This window comes from Planctomonas psychrotolerans (assembly GCF_008642235.1).
Taxonomy (GTDB): Bacteria; Actinomycetota; Actinomycetes; order Actinomycetales; family Microbacteriaceae; genus Planctomonas; species Planctomonas psychrotolerans.
This window is the reverse complement of the sequence record NZ_SJEV01000001.1, coordinates 2515588-2533885: the sequence shown is the minus strand read 5'-3', so window position 1 is coordinate 2533885 and position 18298 is coordinate 2515588. Positions and strand designations below refer to the sequence as shown.

The following is an 18298-nucleotide window of genomic DNA, read 5'->3' as shown; positions in this document are numbered from 1 at the left end:
ACTAGCGTTGCCCCATGAGCAATCGCATCTTCGAACTCCGCACCTACTACACCGCCCCGGGCAAGCTGGCCGCGCTGGAGACGCGCTTCCGCGACCACACGCTGGCGCTGTTCCGCAAGCACGGGCTCGAGGTCGTCGGCTTCTTCACCCCCACTGACGGCGACGGGGTGGGCAACACCCTGGTGTACCTGATGGCGTTCGAGTCGCGGGCTGCCGCGGATGCGGCCTGGGAGTCGTTCCGCGCCGACCCCGACTGGATCGCAGCGAAGGCGGCGTCCGAGGCGGACGGCCCGGTGGTCGACCGCGTCGAGTCGGTCTTCCTCGACCCCACGGAGTACTCGGCGCTCCGCTGACCCTCGCCGCTCCGCTGATCCTCACCGGGCGCCCACGACGGCCGAGCGCGCGCGCGACGCAGACGTTAGTTCGCCACCGGGCACCGGCGGCACGGCGAACAGCACCGGTCCACAATGGGGCCATGAAGACATTGACCCTGCCGAATACCACCCGCGAGACCTCGAACATCATCCTCGGGCTGATGCGCATCAGCGACATGTCGGACGAGGAGATCCGCACCCTCGTCGGTGCCGCCCGCGACGCCGGCATCACCTTCTTCGACCACGCCGACATCTACGGGAACGAGACCCACGGCTGCGAGAAGCGCTTCGGCGACGCGATCACGCTGTCGCCGAGCGAACGGGAATCGGTGACGATCCAGTCCAAGGTGGGCATCCGGTCGGGCTTCTGGGACTTCTCCACCGAGCACATCCTGCGGTCGGTGGACGAATCGCTCGCCGCACTGAAGGTCGACTCGCTCGACATTCTGCTGCTGCACCGCCCCGACGCGCTCGTGCAGCCCGATGAGGTCGCGTCCGCCTTCGACACCCTGCAGGCAGCCGGGAAGGTGCGCGACTTCGGCGTCTCGAACCACACGCCCGGCCAGATCGAGCTGCTCAAGCGCTCGGTGCGCCAGCCGCTGATCGTGAACCAGGTGCAGCTGAGCATCACGCACGCTCCGCTGATCGCCGCGGGCGTCGCCGCCAACATGGCGGGCCTCGGGCAGTCGGTGGACCGCGACAACGGGATGCTCGACTACTGCCGTCTCAACGACATCACCCTGCAGGCGTGGTCGCCGTTCCAGAAGGGCTTCTTCGACGGCGTCTTCCTCGGCGACCGCGAGAACTACGCCGACCTGAACGACGCGATTGACGAGCTGGCGGCCACCTACGACGTGCCACCGGCCGCGATCGCCGTCGCCTGGATCACCCGCCACCCCGCCGACATCCAGGTGGTCCTCGGCACCACGAACGTCGACCACCTGCGCGACTCCGCCGCCGGATCCGACATCCCGCTCACCCGCGAGGAGTGGTACCGGCTGTTCACCGCCGCCGGCCACACGCTCCCCTGACGCGCGATTCCTGACGCGCGATTCCTGACGCGCGATTCCTGACGCGCGCGCTGACCCGCGCTCCCCGACACACACCGCGAACGTCCGCGACGCCGCCTCACCCGGGCGGCGTCGCGGGCGGGTGCCAGTCCGGTCTGTGCAGCTCCTCCGCCAGACCGTCGAGCGCCACCCGGTCGCTCTCGCCGTCGCCGTGTCGCCGGGAGAACCACCGCGTGTACTCGCGGATCTCGTCGAGCCGCCACTCCAGGTCGAACAGCTCGAGGACCTCGGCCTCCGCCGCAACGAGCCGCGCGTAGCCGGAGTCGACGAGAACACGCAGGTCGCGCTCGCGCGGGGCGAAGGCGACCGACTCCCAGTCGACGAAGACCAGGCCGCGCCCGGTGAGCAGCTGGTTGCGGGTGTGCGGCTCGCCGTGGGTGACCACCCACTCACGTCCGGAGGCGCGCGCTGCGAGCGCGGTGTACCGGGCGGTCCATCGCTCGACGGCATCCAGGTCGTCGAGCACGAGCGCGCGTGCCGCCTCCCCGTGCGGTCCCGCCTCCCAGCCGCGGCCGCACCGGTCGCGCAGTTCGGCGGCGAACGTCGGATCGACACGGGGCCGCCACCGCGGAATGCCCTCGGGCGGCCGGGCGGCGTGCAGTCGCGTCAGCGCCGCGGCGTCCGCCTCGGCGAGCGCCGCGTCGTCGATGGAGCCGTTCCCGGCGACGTGCCCGTCGATCCACGGCACGATGCTCAGCCGACCGGTGCCGAGGGGCGCGGTATAGCCGCCATGGATCGAGGGATCGGATGCCGCGACGAACTCGAGTCCGGACGCGGCCAAGCGGGCCGCCGTCGAGTAAGCGCTCTCCAGCGACCGCTCGGTGTGGCGCGATCCGATCGCATCGAGCGTGGCGAAGAACCGGCGGTTCCCGCAGACGACGTCCCAGTGGTGGGCGCCGAAGCCGAGCGGCAGGTGCTCGACGGTATCGACGCCGCGTCCCCAGAAACGCGACACCGCGTCCGCCACGTCGTCGAGGGTCAGGTCGGGCGGTGCCTCACGCACCGCGAACCCGGGCGGCGTGGCGGCGGCTGCTCATGCCGACACGATACGCCCGCGGAGTACGTCGCCCGGCGGGACGGGATCCGGAGCGGCAGGATCCCGCCCGCACCGATTCCGCGGGCCTCTCAGATCGATCGGCGTTGCGCGATCAGCGGGCAGTCGAACGGATCCCGCTCGCCGAGTCCCACCCGGTTGATGTAGCGGAGCACGATCCCGTACGACTCGAACAAGCCGGTCGCCGCGTAGGGGATGTCCCGGTCGGCACAGTAGGCCGCCACCATCGGAGCTGCCCGCCGCAGATGCACGCGGGGCATCGAGGGGAACAGGTGGTGCTCGATCTGGTAGTTGAGCCCGCCCATCAGCACGTCGAGCACGCGATTGCCGCGGATGTTCCTGCTCATCATCACCTGCCGCCGCAGGAAATCGAGCCGCATCGACGCGGGCACCAACGGCATCCCCTTGTGGTTCGGGGCGAAGGTGCAGCCCATGTAGAACCCGAACACTCCGAGTTGCACACCGAGGAACGCCACCGCCACCCCGGGCGACAGCACCCAGAACACCAGAGCCAGGAAGCCGCCGATGCGGATGGTCAGGAACGCGATCTCCCACCCTCGCCGCTTCAGCGGTTCGCGGGCGAGCACCCGGCGGATGCTGGACGCGTGCAGCGACAGTCCCTCGAGGAACAGGATCGGGAAGAAGAACGCCCCCTGGTGCGCGAGAACCCAGCCGGTGAGCCGGCTGCGGCGGCGTGACACCTGCTCGGGAGTGAGCGAGAGAACGGGCAGCTCGATGTCGGGGTCGGACCCGCGTTTGTTCGGGTTGGCGTGGTGGCGCGTGTGCTTGTGCTGCCACCAGCCGTAGCTGAGCCCCACGAGCAGGTTCGCCAGAACGAGGCTGATCCAGTCGTTCCACTTCCCCGAGACGAAGATCTGGCGATGGGCCGCGTCATGACCGAGGAATGCCGTCTGGGTGTAGAGCACGGCGAAGAGCACCGCCGTCCCCAACTGCCACCAGCTGTCGCCGATGCGGACGAACAGAACGACGGCGGCCACGTGCAGGAGGAGCACGACGGCGAGCTTCGACCAGTAGTAGCCGTACCGTCGACGGAGCAGTCCCGCCGAGGTGATCCGATGAGCGAGCTCGGTGAACTCGCTCGCTTCCCGTGCCGTGCCGGGCCGTGACCGGTGCGGGGCCCGCTCCGGTGCGCGCTCCGAAACCGGTTGCGGAACGGGAACGGCGCTGTCGAGTGTGGTCATGTCCTTACCCCGATCGAGGTCCGTGTGGTGCGTGGGACGGATGTCGGCCGGGGACTGGGGCGTGTGCTCGACCCTACGTCGGCCCTCGGGCGACGACAAGGGCCCGCGGATACCATTCGGGCGTCATCCGGCGGCCGGCTGTCGGAGGGGCGGTCGAACGCGAACATCCCGAGCGGGAGTTCACGTTCCCTCATTCCCCCGGTGCGACCTCGCGCACCTGTCAGTCGGGCAGCTCATCCACGTCGCGCACCCGACGGAGCGCCAGGTACAGCGGCACCGGTGACAGCACGATCAGCAGGCCGGCAACCCAGAGGGTCGCGCGCAGGCCGAACCATTCGCCGAGGATGCCGCCGAGCATCGCCCCCAGGGGGAACAGGCCCATGATGAGGAATCGCATCGTGGCGGTCACCCGACTCAGCATCCGGTCGGGACAGAGCCGCTGACGGAGGCTGACGTTGGTGATGGCGTACACGATCTGACCGAACTCCCCCACGGCCATGCCGACGACGAGCAGCAGCACCCACCAGCCCGGTTGGGCGAGCGGGGTCAGCAGGGTGATCGGCCCGGTCACCGCGAGCACGAGCCAGATGATGCGCGCGGACCCGACCCATCGGGACAAGCGCGGGGTCATCGCCGCACCGACCATCACGGTCACCGATCCGGCCGCGACCACCAGACCGATCAGTGTCGGGGACAGGTCGAGTACCCGCACCATGAAGATCACCGTCACCGCCGACGAGATGGCGAAGGAGAAGTTGCCGGCCGCGCTGGCGATCGCGGTGGCCCGCAGAATCGGATTGCCCGCCACGAAGGTGAGACCTTCCCACACCTGGGCACGGAAGGACGCGTGCGCCGGGGGCGGCACGGGCGGCATCTCGCGGGTGCGGATAGCGGCGAGCGAGATCGCGGACACGGCGAAGGTGATGCCTTGCAGCAGCACCACGCTCGCGGCACCGAACAGGGTGACGAGCGGTCCGCCGAAGCCCGGCCCGACCACCTGACCCGAGGCGCGGATGGTCTCCATCGACGAATTGCCCACCAGAAGCTTCTGCTTTCCGACCACGGTGGGAAGGTAGCTCTGGTAGCCGACATCGAAGAACACCCGGGCGAACCCCGACAGGAGAGACACGATCACGAGCTGCGTGATGCTGAGCGCGTCGAAGAGCGCCGCGATCGGGATCGTGGCGAGCAGTCCCGCACGCATGAGGTCACTGGCGATGAGGATGGGGCGGCGGCGGCGGGTGTCGAGCCAGGCACCGGCGGGCAGGCCGATCACGGCGAACGCCAGAGTCGACGAGGCGGCGATCAGGCCGACTTCCACCGGTGTGGCCCCGAGTTCGAGCACGGCGAGAAGCGGGATCGCGACGCCGCTCACCTGGGCTCCGAGCTGACTCGTGGTCTGGCCGAGAAGCAGTAAGCGGAAGTCCCGATTGCGGAAGACGGAGCCGTCAGTCATGACCCTCCATCGACGCTGCGGGTTCTCCAGTATTCCCCGTCCGGCGGGAATCAACCCCGTGCCTGCGTGGCGTCCCGCTCGGCGTTCCGGCCCGGACGGGATCCCCGGACGGGTGATGATGAGGCGGAGCTCAGGATTCGCGTTCCGATCGGGCGCGTCGCCTGGCCCGCCGACGTTCTCGCCAGGTCATGGCGGCCAATTCGGCGGCCTGCCGCTCGCGTTCCTCGTCCGCCAGCCGCAAACGCTCCTGTCGGCGCTCGTGCCAGTCGACGACGGCCTGCTCCACGTCCCGCGTCGGCGTGATCACGGGTGGACCCCCCTGCAGCTGTCGCCGCGCGTCGACCACCCGTCGATTGAACTCCTCGAGGATCTCCCGCACGGCCCGTTCCGACGACGCGGCGTCGAGTCGGTCGTTCAGGCCGGCGTCCTCGCTGCGGAGCGTGAGCGCCGGCGGACCGAGACCGGTGAGCTTCTCCCGCTCGATCTTGCGGCGGATCCACCAGTCGGGATCGTAGGCCTGATGCAGATTGGCGAGCGGCTTTCCGGAACCGGGCAGATTGTCGAAGTCACCACGGCGCTCGGCCTGCTCGATGGCCACGCGCACGTACTGCGCCCGCTGGTCCCCCGTGGGCTGGCCCGCGGTGTCCGCGTCCTCGTTCTCCGCCGCCCCGCCCGTGAGCCGGTCGACCTGGTATCGCGCGACCTTGAGCCGGACGTCGTCGGGGTCCTTCCTGCTCGCCATGCACCAAGCCTAGGTTTCCCGCGGGTCTCCGTCGAGGTAGACCCAGCGTCGGTCGACGCGGACGAAGCGGCTGCGCTCGTGCACCAGTCCGGCACGTCCGTCCCTCCGGAACGACGCGCGGAACTCGACCACGCCCTCGTCGTCATCAGGCGCACCTGCGACCGTGTCGACGATCTGCAACCGGCGCCACTCCACCGAGGTGTCCAGGTCGAGCTCGCGGGGTGACGGCCGGGTGTCGGGATGCCACGACGACAGCAGGTGATCGCTCCGGCCGAGCGCGAAGGCGGAGAAACGCGACCGCATGAGGGCGAGCGCCGTGGCGGCCGCTTCCCCCGCGTGCACCGGACCGCAGCAGGACCCGTACGGGGAGCCGCTCGAGCATGAGCAGTCGGGGCCGACCTGCCGCGGAGCGTTCGCCGATGCCGGCATTGCAACATCCGGTACTTCGGGAACGACCATGGCGGCACGTTAGCCGATCGCGGAGCGAGGCGCCGCCCCGATCGGCCCCAACCGGGCGGTCGTAGGCTGGACGCATGCCGGGGCCTTCCGTGATCCGCACCCTCGCGATCGAGAATTACCGCTCGCTCTCGAACGTCGTGACCGAACTGGGCTCGCTCACCGTGGTGACGGGGGCGAACGGCAGCGGGAAGACCAGCTTCTACCGCGCGCTCCGCCTGCTCGCCGAACTGGCTCGCGACGGTGCCATTCCGACGCTGGCACGCGAGGGTGGGATGCGCTCCGCGCTGCACGCCGGCCAACGATCCGCATCGCCGGTCGCCATGCGGCTCGGCTTCGCGAGCGACGACTACTCCTACGCCATCGACCTCGGCCTTCCTCAGGCGACGGACGCATCCGGATTCCGTCTCGATCCGCAGATCAAGACGGAGGCCGTCTGGTCGGGTGAGGTGCTGAGACCCGCCACCCTCGTCGCCGACCGGCAGGGCAACCGGGTGCGGACGCGGGACGCGGACGGCGACTGGCACACCGCCGAGTGGCGGCTCGGCGAGCACGAGTCGATCCTGTCGGCGCTCGCCGATCCCGCCGAGACGCCCGAGCTCTACGCGCTGCGGGAGCAGGCCAAGCGCTGGCGGTTCTACGACTCCTTCCGCACGGACGCGGATGCCGCGGTGCGCCGCCCCGGGCTTGCCACGTTCACCCCGGTGCTCGCCGCCACCGGGAACGACCTGGCGGGGGCCCTCGCCACGATCGATCGGATCGGTGAGGCGCGTGCGCTCCGGGCGGCCGTCGATACCGCCTTCGACGGGTCGGTGCTGGAACTCACCGAGGACGAGGACGGCACCTGCCGCATCGGACTTCGCCAGCCGGGTCTTCGACGGCCCCTCGGCGCAGCCGAACTGTCGGACGGCACGCTGCGTTTCCTGCTCCTCACCGCCGCGCTGCTCTCCCCCCGACCCCCCGGTCTGCTGGTGCTCAACGAGCCGGAATCCAGTCTGCACCCGAGCCTCATGCCGGCGCTCGCCGCGCTCGTCGCCGACGCCGCCGAGCGCTCGCAGGTTGTGGTCGTCACGCACTCGGCCGACCTCATGCGTGCTCTCCGTCCGTCCGCCCGCACGCTCGAACTCGTGAAGACCGGCGGGGTGACCACGGTCGCCGGCGAAGGGTTGCTCGACGCACCGCGGTGGACGTGGCCGAAGCGATGAGAGTGGCCGCACCCGACCGTCGCGCAACCTAGGGTCGACACATGAGCACCGTCATCCAGAACGCTGCAGGTCAGGCCCTCCGCGCGGTGATCGCCGGGATCATGGCGCTGCGCCGCCCGCGGCCGATCCATCCGCACGGCGTCGTGATCACCGGCACCATCGCGTGGCATCCGCGCGGTGCACCGTCCGGTATCGCCTGGATCGATCAGCCCGTGGGAGCGGCGGAGGACGTGCTGGCGCGCCTGTCCCGGTCGATCGGGCTCCCCCGCCGCCTCCCCGACATCTACGGGCTGGCGCTCCGCAGTAGCGCATCGGGCGGGCCCGCCGACATCCTGCTGTCGTCCACCGGTCTTGGCGTACCGGCACGCTTCCTGCTCGCGGCGCACCTGTCCCCCACCGCCGCCCGTTTCAGCTCGGTGCTGCCGTATCGGGGCACGAACGGCCCGGTGCTCATCGCGGCTCGCACGATCAGCGGCCCCCATCTGCCGACCGACCCTGCCGAGCAGGCCGTGGGACTCGCGATCGAGCCGTGGACGCTGCAGCTTCTGCACGCCACCCCCGGTGGTCGGTGGCGGCCCTTCGCCACGCTCACCCTGAGCGCCGGGGCTGGACCCGTCGACGACGACGCGCTCCGCTTCGTCCCCCTCGCCTCCCCGCCCCCCGGAGCGGCAACCTACGGATGGACCCATCGCCTCCGCGAGCCGTCCTACGCCCGTGCACAGCGGCGGTCCGAAGAGCCGGCTCCGACATAACGGCCACCGTTCGGCCGTACGTCGCTGCCGCGACACCCCCCGTTCATCCGGGTGACCGATCCTTCCGGAACGGCGGAACCGCCGGGGAGTGCGCGCGAGCGCGGGGCGGGGAGCGAACCGATGATCACCGGAATCGACGTGGTTCTCGACGGCACGTACAACACCAGGTCCGTGGGGCGTCCCGATCAGCCCTGGCTCTACCGATCCGCCGCCCTCGACACGCTCACCGACGACGGTCGCCGGATGCTCGGCGAACTGGGCATCGGACTCGTCCTCGACCTCCGCGACGACCACGAGCGCGGCATCGCCGCTCATTCGGTTCCCGTGCGCCGGGTGCCGCTCTACGGCCCGTCCGGCGGTCCGCTCACCGGTCGGCTGGAGGACGTGTACGAACAGCTCCTGCGTTCGCGCGGTCGCGAGCTCACCGCCGCCGTGGCGGAGATCGCCGACTCCCCGTTCCCGGTGCTGGTGCACTGCACGGCCGGCAAGGACCGGACCGGCCTCGTCATCGCGCTCGCCCTCCTCGTCGCAGGCTGGACGGTCGACGAGGTGGTCGCCGACTACGCCCTCTCCGCGCCGGCCGTGGAACCGGTGCGTGGGGCGATGGTGAGCGCGCTCCTGGCGACGCTGACGCTCGACCCCGCCGCGAGGCGGGACGAGCGTCGCCTGCAGCTGGACAGTCCGGCGGAGGCCATGCTGCACGCGCTCGGCGTGCTCGACGAGTTCGGCGGACCGCACGCCTACCTCCTGCGGCACGGCTTCACGCCGGACCAGTTCTCCGCACTGCGGCTGAGACTGACCGACGGTGGGGACGCCTGATCGTGCGAGCCGGACAATCGTCCCACCCCGCGCCCGCCTCGCCCCCCGTGCCCGGTGCAGCGCGTCCGCGTCGGCCGAGATGTGCCGCGCGCTCGCGTACGATCGGCGGGTGACCGCCGCACGAATCCGCCTCCCCGACACCACGGGCATTCCCTCGTGACCCGGCTCGCGCTGGTCCGTCACGGTCGCACAGCGTGGAACGCCGCCGGGCGCATCCAGGGCCGAACGGACATCGCTCTCGACGAGATCGGTCGGGGGCAGGCGGATGCCGCGGGCCGGCTGCTCGCTGGCGGCGGCTGGTCGGCGGTGGTGAGTTCTCCGCTCGTCCGGGCGCACGACACGGCACGGATCATCGCCGCGACCGCGCACGCGCCCCTCCTCGACCCGGTGGACGCACTCCTCGAACGCGACTACGGCGAAGCGGAGGGAGTGTCGGTGACGGACGCGCACGAGCGCTGGCCCGACCGGGACTACCCCCGGAGCGAAAGCACCACGGTCCTGTCCTCCCGCAGCGAGCGAGCGCTCGAGCGGCTCGCGTCCGAACACGACGACCTCGTGATCGTGTCCCACGGCGGCTTCCTCCGCTCCGGCATCGCCGCCCTGCTCGGCCACGAGGTGCCGCGCATCGCGAACGGTGAGGTCGTGCTGCTCGAGCGGAGGTCGTCCGCATGGACGCTGAGCCTGCCCGCCGGGGATCACGTTCCCCGCTGACTCGGACGTCCCACTCGGCCCGACACTTGTGGCTACGCATTTCCGCCGCGTTCACCGATTGTTAACGGCGGTGTTCTTGGATGGAAGACCTTGGGCCCGCTCACGTCTCGTCGCTTCCGCGACCCCATCGGCAAGGATCACCGTGCTCCCCGCTTCCCCGATCGTCGCACTCCGCGACCGGCTGTGCCGGGAATCGGGATGACCACCGCTCGGCAGGTCGGCAGGGACATGCGCCATCCGTCGCACCCGCGACCGCTTCGGCCCCGACGCGTTCTCGTGGTGGACTCGCCGAGCGGACCGACGCACGAGGACGCGGCGGCACTGCTCACCCGCAACATCGACGTTCTGCCGTATGCGGACGGCGCACGCGCACTGATCGGGGCCGTCACCGGCGCCCCCTCGATGGTGGTGGCCCCCACCGACATGGTCGGCGTCGACGTGCTCCACTTCGTGGAAGCGCTCACCGCCTGGGGGAACGTGCCGGTGCTCGTGGGCCTCACCTCGAGCACCGACAGCGAACGGCGGGGATTCGACGCGCTCGCGCTCGGGGCTCGCGCGTTGATCGCCCTGCCCTTCAACGGCGACCAACTGCTCACGGTGTTGCACGGCATCGGTTCGCGGTCGGAGCCCACGGACGCCGTCCTACGACTCGGTGCCATCACCCTCGATCCGGTGGCGCACCGCGTCGACGTCCACGGCGACCCCGTGCACCTCACGCCCAAGGAGTTCGTGCTCCTGGAACGCATGATGGTCGAGCATCCGCGCGTGCTGCCGGTGGGCGAGTTGGCCGGGCTGTTCGGAGAGGGGGACTCGGCCGGGATCGCCTCCATCCGGGTCCTGATCGCACGACTCCGCCGGAAGCTCGACGACGCGTCATCGCCCGCGAGCGCCCCGTCACTGCAGAACGTGCGGGGGCTCGGCTACCGCATGGCGGAGTGACGACACGCAACACGAGAAAAAGAATCCCGCCTGACCCCAAACCGATCGGATGCCGGTTCCGAAGACTTCTGCAGAGTGCGACCCGACGTGACTCGCGCCCCGCCACCACCCACGCATCCGCGGTTGGCGGGGCGCACCCGTCGCGGTGAGGTGCCCGACCCTGCTGCTTACCCTGGTCCGCAGGAGACCGGCACCTCACCGGAGACGGAACCCCGCCTCGCCGTCGATCAGCGAGCCGAAGGCCGGGCGGACGCTCCGCATCGATATGCTCGGCACCATGACGAATCCCCGCGGCGCCGCCCGACAGGCGCAGAGCAGTGACGCCTTCGAAATGCTGGCCCGCCTCGGTTACGCCGTCAACGGGCTGCTTCACCTGATCATCGGCGCCATCGCGATCACCATCGCCACCACGGCGGGCGGCGGGTCCGCCGACCAGTCCGGAGCCCTCGGCCGACTCGCGAGCACACCGGGCGGCGGATTCCTCCTCTGGGTCGTCGTCGTCGGTCTCGCCGCCCTCGGACTGTGGCAGATCACCCAGGTCTTCCGGGTGAGCGACCCGGACACCAAGAAGGCGTGGGGAAAGCGTGCCAAGGAGGCAGGCAAGGCGGTGGCCTACCTGGCGATCGCCGTCACCGCGTTCCGGTTCGCCACCGGCGGCTCGTCGTCCAGCTCGGGTGACACGCAGAGCCTCAGCGCCCAGCTCCTCGGCACGCCCGGCGGCGTGATCCTTCTCTTCCTCGTCGGCCTCGGTGTGGTCGCCGTCGGGTTGTACTTCATCTACAAGGGCGCGACGAAGAAGTTCCTCGAGGACATCCGCACCCCCTCCGGCACCGTGGGGTCGGCAACGGAGCGACTCGGCCAGGCGGGCTACATCGCCAAGGGCATCGCCGTTGCCGTGGTCGGCGTGCTGTTCGGCGTCGCGGCCGTCACCACCGACCCGGCCGAGGCCACCGGCCTCGACGGGGCACTGCGGTCGCTCGCCGAACTGCCGTTCGGTACGGCCATCCTCGTCGCGGTGGGGATCGGTCTGGTCGCCTACGGCGTCTACTGCTTCGTCCGAGCGCGTACCGCCCGCCTCTGAGCGTCGGCCCCAACGTTTCCGGCTCGAGCGTCGTCATGGATAGTGAGGGCGGATGCCGCACGGAGCGGAATCACCGCCACCGGAAGGGGAACGAGGGGTGAGCACGTCGACGGTGCGCTGGGAATCGATCGTTCGCGAACTCGTGGAGCGACGCGGCGACGCCCTCACCCGCTACGCCTACCTCGTCTGCGGGAACACCGACGACGCGGCGGATCTCGTGCAGGATGCACTGGTCAAGACCTTCGGTCGACTGCGCAATGGTTTCACGGTCACGAGCGCCGAGGCCTACGTGCGCCGCGCCATCCTCAACGCCTACCTCGACCGGGGACGACGGTCGTCGCGCTGGCGTTCCATCGCCCACCTGGCCGCCCGCCCCGAGGAGCATCCGCCGCCGTCGACGACCGCCGACACCCGACTCGACCTGCAGCACGAGCTGTTCCGTCTGTCCCCGCGGGAACGCGCCTGCATCGTTCTGCGGTACTACGAGGACCTCAAGGTCGACGACATCGCCGAATGGCTGGGGATCAGCTCCGGCGCGGTCAAGCGGTATCTGAGCGACGGACTCGCGAAGCTGAACGCCGCAATGACGGTGCCGGACGATGCCCTGTCCACCCACGGTGCACGAAACGGAGCAGACCATGCCTGAGTCCCCCCACCCCGTCGACCCCGGCAGCGCCCGCTCCGGCGGTGCCGACTCCGGCACGCGATCGGTGCAGGACGTGCTGTCGGATGCCGCGCGGAGCTCCGTTCCCCCGGTCGACATGCGGTCGGTGCTCGCCCGTAGCCGACGTCGACGGCTGCCCGGTCAGCTCGCCGCGGGCGGCGTCGGCGTACTCGCGATCGCCGGCATCGGCTTCGCCGGGGTCTCGCTGGCACAGTCCGTCACGCCGACCGCCGTGCTGTCGAACGGTGACGCCTCCACCGGGGAAACGGCGGACCGCGGCGACTCGACCGGCGCCGACTCTCCGGCGGGCACCGACGCGGGTTCGCCGTCCGGAACGAACGGCGCGGCGGGCGGCTCGCTGCCCGGCGAAGCGATCAGCCTCGCTCCGCCGGAGAAGATCAATCCCTGCGGCGGGACTCTGGCGGAGCTCGCCCCGGCCGCATCCGGTCTCGTCGCGACACCCGTATTCCCCGATCGGATTCCGAGCGGAACGGAGCCGGTTCCCGGGTCGGTCACGGTGACCAACACGGGCACCGAACGGGTCACGGGGTACACCGGCGCACGCCCCGCCATCACGGTGTCCGCCGACGGCATCACCGTGTGGCACAGCAACGGACCGCACATCATGCTCGCCCAGGAGATCGACCTCGAGCCGGGCGCCTCGATGGACCTCCCCGCCAGCATCACCCCGGTGCGATGCACCGAGGAGGACGAGTCGGGAGAATCGTTCCGCGAAGACCTGCCGGCGCTCCACCCCGGCACCTACCAGCTGACCGCGATCTTCTATCTCATTCGCGACGCCGACGCCGCAGCGGGCTCCGCACCGGACGTGGTGAGCGGGCCGGCGACTCCCATCACCGTCGAATGACGCGGTACCGGTGCTCTCCGCGGTGGATCAGCCCTCCGCGGTAGCGCGACAACGCACCGCACGACGCCGGCCGTTAGCGCAGTGCGGCCGCCCGGTCAATGGTCGGGCCGCAGTTCCCCGGGCAGGGCTCACGGCAAGGTGCATCCCGATAGCCTTGATCCCGTACGGATACCGCTGTGAGGAGATTTTTGGTGCGATCGAGATTGCTGCTGACGGTGCTTCTCGTGCTGGGATTCGTCTCCGTCCCGCTGGCGGCCGCCGCCGATGCGCCGGTCGACTTCGACGGCGGGACCATCGTCGACACGGTCGGGGTTCTCGGTAGTCAGGAAGTCGAGGTGCAGGCGGCGCTCGACGACCTCCTGTCCAGCACCGACCAGACACTGTACGTGGCCTACGTCGACAGCTTCGAAAGCCCCGCCGACCGTGACGCGTGGGTCGAGGCGACCGCCGAGCTGAATCAGCTGGGCGACAACAACGTGATCCTGGCGGTCGCCGTCGACACCCGGGTGTATCAGCTGTCCGCACCCGACGGCACCCCGCTCTCGGGTCAGACCAATCAGATCTCCACCCAGTACGTGCTGCCCGAACTTCGCGAGGACGACTGGGCCGGTGCGGCCATCGCCGCCGCGCAGGGCATCGAAGCCGCCGTGAACGGCACCCTCTCCTCGGGTGGGGGCGACGGCGGGAACCCGGCCACGTCCTCGGGCAGCGGTCTCGGCGGCCTGCTGTTCATCCTCGGCCTGTTCCTGGTGGTCGTGCTCGTCGGCGTCATCATGCTCGCGGTCGCCGCACGGCGGAAGCGCCGCAAGGAGCGGGAGAAGGTCGAGGCCGCCGAGCGCGAGCAGCAGGCCCTCGACCAGCGTGCCGGGACTCTCCTCGTGCACATGGACGACGCACTGAAGACGAGTCAGCAGGAGCTCGGCTTCGCGGTGGCGCAATTCGGTTCCGAAGTGACCCGCCCGTACGCGGAGGCTCTGGCGAGCGCGAGCACCAAGGTGCGCGAGGCGTTCACGCTCAAGCAGCAGCTCGAAGACGCGTTCCCCGACACCGACCAGGAGCGGTTCGACTGGACGAACCGCATCATCGAACTGACCGAGGCGGCGAACGCGGAGCTCGAGGAGCAGGCGCAGTCGTTCGACGAGCTCCGATCGATCGACGAGAACGCCCCCAAGACTCTCAACGCGATCGTCTCCGACGCGGAGGCGGTGTCCACGCGCATCGGTCAGGCGGAGCGCACCCTCGCCCGGATGTCGCAGCAGTACGAAGGCGAGACCATCGCCAGCGTCGCGGGCAACATCGACCAGGCCCGCAAGCTGCTCGATTTCGCCATGGAAAGCGCATCCGAGGCCACCTCCACGCTGAAGTCCGGTGGACCGAGCGTCGCGCTCCCCGTGCGGGCCGCGCAGCAGAGCATCGATCAGTCCCGGCAGCTGCTCGCCGCCGTGGACAAGGTGGCCACGGGTGTGGAGACGGCCACGCAGCAGATCGACAAGGAGATCGACGACGTCCGTCAGGACATCAGCGAGGCCCGGCGTCTCACGTCGACGATGCCTCACCTTCGCCCGCTGATCGAGGAGGCCGAGCACGTGATCGCCACCGCCCGTCCGCGTGGCGGCGGCCGTTCCGATCCGATCGCCACGGTGCGCCGATTGCAGGAGGTGGAGGCGCGCCTCGACGACGCACTCGCCGACTCGCGGGAGCAGCGAGCGAAGACCGAGAAGGCCCACGCTCTGCTGGGCCGCGCCATGCAGACCGCCGACGCTCAGGTGTCCGCGGCGGTCGACTTCATCTCCACCCGCCGCGGGGCGGTGGGGCCGCACGCCCGTCAGCAGCTCGCCGAGGCGGAGCGACTGTACGACGAAGCCCACATGCTCTCCGCAACGGATCCCGTGGCGGCGCTCGCGGCGGCGCAGCGTTCGAGCGCGCTGGCGTCCGCGGCGATCCGCGAGGCCCAGAGCGACCTCGACGATTACCTGCACCGCCGCGACGATGACGACTGGTTCGGTGGAGGCGGCGTCGTGCGGCGTCGCGGCGTCGGAGGCGGCGACGCGTTCACCGGCGCGATCCTCGGCGGTGTGCTCGGCGGCATGCTGGGGGGCGGAGGCGGGATCTTCGGCGGCGGAGGCGGCGGTCTCGGCGGAGGCGGCTTCGGCGGAGGCGGGGGTGGCGGCGGCTTCGGCGGCGGCTGGTCCGGCAGCGGCGGCGGCTTCGGCGGCGGAGGCGGCGGCGGGTCCTTCTGACTTTTCTTCCCATCGACATCCACGAACACGAGAGAGAGAAACCATGTCAAAGCAATCCATCCTCGGACGCATCGCGCAGCTCGCGAAGGCGAACATCAACAACCTGATCGATCAGGCCGAGGACCCGAAGCTCATGCTCGACCAGATGGTGCGGGACTACACGGCCAGCATCGCCGAGGCCGAAAGCGCCGTGGCGCAGACCATCGGAAACCTCCGACTGCTCGAGGACGACCACCGCGAGGACATCCAGGCCGCCGGTGACTGGGGCCGCAAGGCACTCGCCGCCAGCCGCAAGGCGGACGAGCTCCGTGGCTCCGGCAACACCGCCGACGCCGACAAGTTCGACGCGCTGGCGCGGGTCGCGCTCGGCAAGCAGATGACGGCGGAGAACGAGGCGAAGGGCGCCGAGCCCATGATCCAGTCTCAGACGCAGGTCGTCGACCAGCTGAAGACCGGCCTCAACTCGATGCGCGAGAAGCTCGGTCAGCTGTCGTCGAAGCGCGACGAGCTGATCGCCCGGTCGAAGACCGTCGAGGCCCAGACCCAGGTGCACGATGCGATCAAGAGCATCGACATCATGGACCCCACCAGCGAGGTGAGCCGCTTCGAGGAGAAGATCCGCCGCGAGGAGGCGAAGGTTCGCGGTCAGCAGGAACTCGCGGCATCCAGCCTCGACGCCCAGTTCGAGAGCCTCGAGGACCTCGGTGAGCTCACCGAGGTGGAGGCCCGCCTGGCCGCGCTCAAGTCGGGTGGCCAGCCGAGCGCCATCGAGTCCGGTTCGTAGACGCCCGGCGGGCAGGTAACCCGCCGAATGTCGGGGAGGCGGTTATGCGTGCAGAATGAGACGCATGACCGCCTCCTTCGTCGTCGTACCGCAATGGCAGGGTTCGGGTTCGTCCCGGGCCATGAGACTGAGTGATGGGGCAAATGCGATCCGCGGCGACCTGCCCTCGAAGGCCACGCGCGTCGTGGAGGTGCCGGTGGAGGCGGGCGAGAGTCAGGACACCGGTATCCACCGCTTCGCCTGCCTGACCGCGATCCGTGCCGCCACTCTCGCCGTGCTCCGCGAATCGCCGGAACCCGTGATCACCGTCGGTGGCGACTGCGGCGTGGAGTTCCCCGCGATCGAGCACGCGCTCGAGTCGTTCGGCAGCGACACCGCCGTCGTGTGGTTCGACGCCCACGCCGACCTGAACACCCCCGAATCCTCCCCCTCCGGAGCCTTCCACGGGATGGTGCTGCGGGCCCTGCTCGGCGATGGCGCGCCCGGCCTCGTCCTGCGCGAGGGCCTGAGCGCGGGGTCGATCGTCTTGGCCGGCGTCCGCGCCACCGATGACGCCGAGAGCGACTTCATCACCACCGCCGGAATCCGCCGCATCCTCCCCGCCGACGTGGGCGGTGCCGCCCTGGTCGAGGCGGTGCGGGCGACCGGCGCCTCCCGGACCTACATCCATGTCGACCTGGACGTGCTCGACCCCGCGGAGGTGAGCGGTGTCGGGTACCCGGAGCCGTTCGGCGTCTCGGTCGCTGCGCTCGTGGAGTCGATCAAGGCGCTGCGAGCCGAGTTCCCGCTCGCCGGTGCCGGTATCACGGAGTACGCGCCGTCCTCCACCGACGCCGCGTCCGACGACCTCGGCACCATCCTCCGTGTGGTCGGTGCCCTCACGGCGCCGACGGCAGCGGTGGCGGGAACGGCCTGATGACCGGCACGCCCGACACCAACTCCGACGTCGCCGCCGAACCGCGCGTGCTCGTCGAGCGACGCGGCTCCGTGCTGCTCCTGGGACTCAACCGTCCGGACAAGCGCAACGCCGCCGACCTCCGGATGCTGTCCGAACTGGCCCTCGCCTATGGCGAGTTCGACCGCACCCCCGAGCTCCGGGTCGCGGTGGTGCACGCCGTCGGCGACCACTTCACCGCCGGTCTCGACCTCGCCGACATCGCCCCCGCCATCGGGCGTGGCACCGACGGTGGACTCGACATGGTGCCCGAGGGCGGCATCAACCCGTGGCAGGTGGACGGACGGACTCTCAGCAAGCCCGTCGTCGTCGCCGTACAGGGCACGTGTCTGACGCTCGGCATCGAACTCGCCCTCGCGAGCGACATCGTGGTCGCGGCAGAGAGCACCCGCTTCGGGCAGGTGGAGGTGAGCCGCGGCATCCTCCCCTTCGGCGGAGCGACCCTGCGCTTCCCGCGCGCGGTCGGCTGGGGCAACGCGATGCGGTGGATGCTCACCGGCGACATGTTCGACGCCGCGGAGGCACTCCGGATGGGACTCGTGCAGGAGGTGGTCCCCGACGGCGATCAACTGCCTCGAGCGATCGCTCTCGCCGAGCGGATCGCGGCTCAGGCCCCGCTCGCCGTGGCGGCGACGCTGACCAATGCGCGCCGGGCGATCCGGGAGGGCGACGCGGCCGCCGAAGCAGAACTTCCGGCCGAGCTGGTGCGCCTCGCCGGAAGCGAGGACGCTCGCATCGGCATGGCGGCATTCCTGTCCCGCACGCCGGCGAAGTTCGTGGGCCGCTGACACGACGCCCGGGCGCGGCGTCGTCCGGGCAGCGGCGCGGCTAGTCGCGAACGGGCCCACGCCGATACGGACCGGCGCCGACACGGACCGGCGCCGACACGGGTGATGGTGGAAGCGGAGGCAGAACGAACGAAGAGG

The 18298-nt window shown here is 70.4% G+C and carries 19 protein-coding genes; 14 read left to right on the top strand and 5 right to left on the bottom strand.

Annotated elements, in window-relative coordinates:
• Positions 1–14: 14 nt before the first annotated feature.
• On the top strand, positions 15–353 hold the full coding sequence (locus EY822_RS11720; protein WP_150308415.1) for an NIPSNAP family protein: 339 nt from the start codon (positions 15–17) through the stop codon (positions 351–353).
• A gap of 122 nt (positions 354–475) precedes the next feature.
• Positions 476–1405, top strand: coding sequence for an aldo/keto reductase (locus tag EY822_RS11715; protein ID WP_150308414.1), 930 nt, complete (start codon positions 476–478; stop codon positions 1403–1405).
• A gap of 97 nt (positions 1406–1502) precedes the next feature.
• On the opposite strand, the gene EY822_RS11710 is transcribed toward EY822_RS11715, so the two are convergent.
• The 5 genes from EY822_RS11710 to EY822_RS11690 all read right to left on the bottom strand — a co-directional run bounded on the left by EY822_RS11710 (position 1503) and on the right by EY822_RS11690 (position 6357).
• Entirely contained in the window at positions 1503–2447 is a 945-nt protein-coding gene (locus EY822_RS11710) for a phosphotransferase family protein (protein WP_150308413.1), read from the bottom strand.
• A gap of 122 nt (positions 2448–2569) precedes the next feature.
• The gene (locus tag EY822_RS11705; RefSeq protein ID WP_150308412.1) at positions 2570–3700 is read right to left on the bottom strand and encodes a fatty acid desaturase family protein; all 1131 of its coding nucleotides are present in this window, start codon (positions 3698–3700) and stop codon (positions 2570–2572) included.
• A gap of 220 nt (positions 3701–3920) precedes the next feature.
• Entirely contained in the window at positions 3921–5156 is a 1236-nt protein-coding gene (locus tag EY822_RS11700) for an MFS transporter (RefSeq protein WP_150308411.1), read from the bottom strand.
• Positions 5157–5286: 130 nt separating this feature from the next.
• Positions 5287–5898 carry a DnaJ family domain-containing protein gene (locus EY822_RS11695; RefSeq protein ID WP_150308410.1) on the bottom strand — a complete coding sequence of 204 codons (612 nt, stop codon included), beginning with the start codon at positions 5896–5898 and terminating at the stop codon, positions 5287–5289.
• A gap of 9 nt (positions 5899–5907) precedes the next feature.
• Positions 5908–6357, bottom strand: coding sequence for a YchJ family protein (locus tag EY822_RS11690; RefSeq protein WP_319803484.1), 450 nt, complete (start codon positions 6355–6357; stop codon positions 5908–5910).
• 89 nt (positions 6358–6446) lie between these two features.
• Here EY822_RS11690 and EY822_RS11685 point away from each other — a divergent pair, with 89 nt between their 5' ends.
• From EY822_RS11685 to EY822_RS11630, 12 genes are all read left to right on the top strand, one after another.
• Positions 6447–7559, top strand: coding sequence for an AAA family ATPase (locus EY822_RS11685; RefSeq protein WP_150308919.1), 1113 nt, complete (start codon positions 6447–6449; stop codon positions 7557–7559).
• Between the two features lie 41 nt (positions 7560–7600).
• Positions 7601–8311, top strand: coding sequence for a hypothetical protein (locus tag EY822_RS11680; protein ID WP_227497243.1), 711 nt, complete (start codon positions 7601–7603; stop codon positions 8309–8311).
• A 120-nt stretch (positions 8312–8431) separates the two neighbouring features.
• Positions 8432–9130 carry a tyrosine-protein phosphatase gene (locus EY822_RS11675; protein WP_150308409.1) on the top strand — a complete coding sequence of 233 codons (699 nt, stop codon included), beginning with the start codon at positions 8432–8434 and terminating at the stop codon, positions 9128–9130.
• Positions 9131–9286: 156 nt separating this feature from the next.
• Positions 9287–9841, top strand: coding sequence for a histidine phosphatase family protein (locus tag EY822_RS11670; protein ID WP_227497242.1), 555 nt, complete (start codon positions 9287–9289; stop codon positions 9839–9841).
• A 198-nt stretch (positions 9842–10039) separates the two neighbouring features.
• Positions 10040–10780, top strand: coding sequence for a response regulator transcription factor (locus EY822_RS11665; RefSeq protein ID WP_150308407.1), 741 nt, complete (start codon positions 10040–10042; stop codon positions 10778–10780).
• 277 nt (positions 10781–11057) lie between these two features.
• Positions 11058–11861, top strand: a complete 804-nt coding sequence (locus EY822_RS11660; protein ID WP_150308406.1) for a DUF1206 domain-containing protein — start codon at positions 11058–11060, stop codon at positions 11859–11861.
• Positions 11862–11958: 97 nt separating this feature from the next.
• The gene (locus EY822_RS11655; RefSeq protein WP_227497241.1) at positions 11959–12507 is read left to right on the top strand and encodes a sigma-70 family RNA polymerase sigma factor; all 549 of its coding nucleotides are present in this window, start codon (positions 11959–11961) and stop codon (positions 12505–12507) included.
• Positions 12500–13393: a hypothetical protein gene (locus EY822_RS11650; protein WP_150308404.1), complete on the top strand. Its 894-nt coding sequence runs from the start codon at positions 12500–12502 to the stop codon at positions 13391–13393. The genes EY822_RS11655 and EY822_RS11650 overlap by 8 nt, the downstream gene beginning before the upstream one ends.
• Positions 13394–13584: 191 nt before the next feature.
• The gene (locus EY822_RS11645; protein WP_227497240.1) at positions 13585–15633 is read left to right on the top strand and encodes a TPM domain-containing protein; all 2049 of its coding nucleotides are present in this window, start codon (positions 13585–13587) and stop codon (positions 15631–15633) included.
• A 43-nt stretch (positions 15634–15676) separates the two neighbouring features.
• Positions 15677–16417 carry a PspA/IM30 family protein gene (locus tag EY822_RS11640; RefSeq protein WP_150308402.1) on the top strand — a complete coding sequence of 247 codons (741 nt, stop codon included), beginning with the start codon at positions 15677–15679 and terminating at the stop codon, positions 16415–16417.
• A gap of 64 nt (positions 16418–16481) precedes the next feature.
• Positions 16482–17333 (top strand): arginase family protein, encoded by an 852-nt coding sequence (locus EY822_RS11635; RefSeq protein WP_150308401.1) that lies wholly within the window; start codon positions 16482–16484, stop codon positions 17331–17333.
• Positions 17333–18160, top strand: coding sequence for a crotonase/enoyl-CoA hydratase family protein (locus EY822_RS11630; RefSeq protein ID WP_150308400.1), 828 nt, complete (start codon positions 17333–17335; stop codon positions 18158–18160). The genes EY822_RS11635 and EY822_RS11630 overlap by 1 nt, the downstream gene beginning before the upstream one ends.
• Positions 18161–18298: the final 138 nt, after the last annotated feature.

Coding starts and splice junctions, on each gene's coding strand:
- EY822_RS11660 (WP_150308406.1), top strand. CDS start 11,058: ATGACGAATCCCCGCGGCGCCGCCCGACAGGCGCAGAGCAGTGACGCC.
- EY822_RS11640 (WP_150308402.1), top strand. CDS start 15,677: ATGTCAAAGCAATCCATCCTCGGACGCATCGCGCAGCTCGCGAAGGCG.
- EY822_RS11695 (WP_150308410.1), bottom strand. CDS start 5,898: ATGGCGAGCAGGAAGGACCCCGACGACGTCCGGCTCAAGGTCGCGCGA.
- EY822_RS11650 (WP_150308404.1), top strand. CDS start 12,500: ATGCCTGAGTCCCCCCACCCCGTCGACCCCGGCAGCGCCCGCTCCGGC.
- EY822_RS11675 (WP_150308409.1), top strand. CDS start 8,432: ATGATCACCGGAATCGACGTGGTTCTCGACGGCACGTACAACACCAGG.
- EY822_RS11690 (WP_319803484.1), bottom strand. CDS start 6,357: ATGGTCGTTCCCGAAGTACCGGATGTTGCAATGCCGGCATCGGCGAAC.
- EY822_RS11705 (WP_150308412.1), bottom strand. CDS start 3,700: ATGACCACACTCGACAGCGCCGTTCCCGTTCCGCAACCGGTTTCGGAG.
- EY822_RS11635 (WP_150308401.1), top strand. CDS start 16,482: ATGACCGCCTCCTTCGTCGTCGTACCGCAATGGCAGGGTTCGGGTTCG.
- EY822_RS11715 (WP_150308414.1), top strand. CDS start 476: ATGAAGACATTGACCCTGCCGAATACCACCCGCGAGACCTCGAACATC.
- EY822_RS11720 (WP_150308415.1), top strand. CDS start 15: ATGAGCAATCGCATCTTCGAACTCCGCACCTACTACACCGCCCCGGGC.
- EY822_RS11680 (WP_227497243.1), top strand. CDS start 7,601: ATGAGCACCGTCATCCAGAACGCTGCAGGTCAGGCCCTCCGCGCGGTG.
- EY822_RS11700 (WP_150308411.1), bottom strand. CDS start 5,156: ATGACTGACGGCTCCGTCTTCCGCAATCGGGACTTCCGCTTACTGCTT.
- EY822_RS11665 (WP_150308407.1), top strand. CDS start 10,040: ATGACCACCGCTCGGCAGGTCGGCAGGGACATGCGCCATCCGTCGCAC.
- EY822_RS11630 (WP_150308400.1), top strand. CDS start 17,333: ATGACCGGCACGCCCGACACCAACTCCGACGTCGCCGCCGAACCGCGC.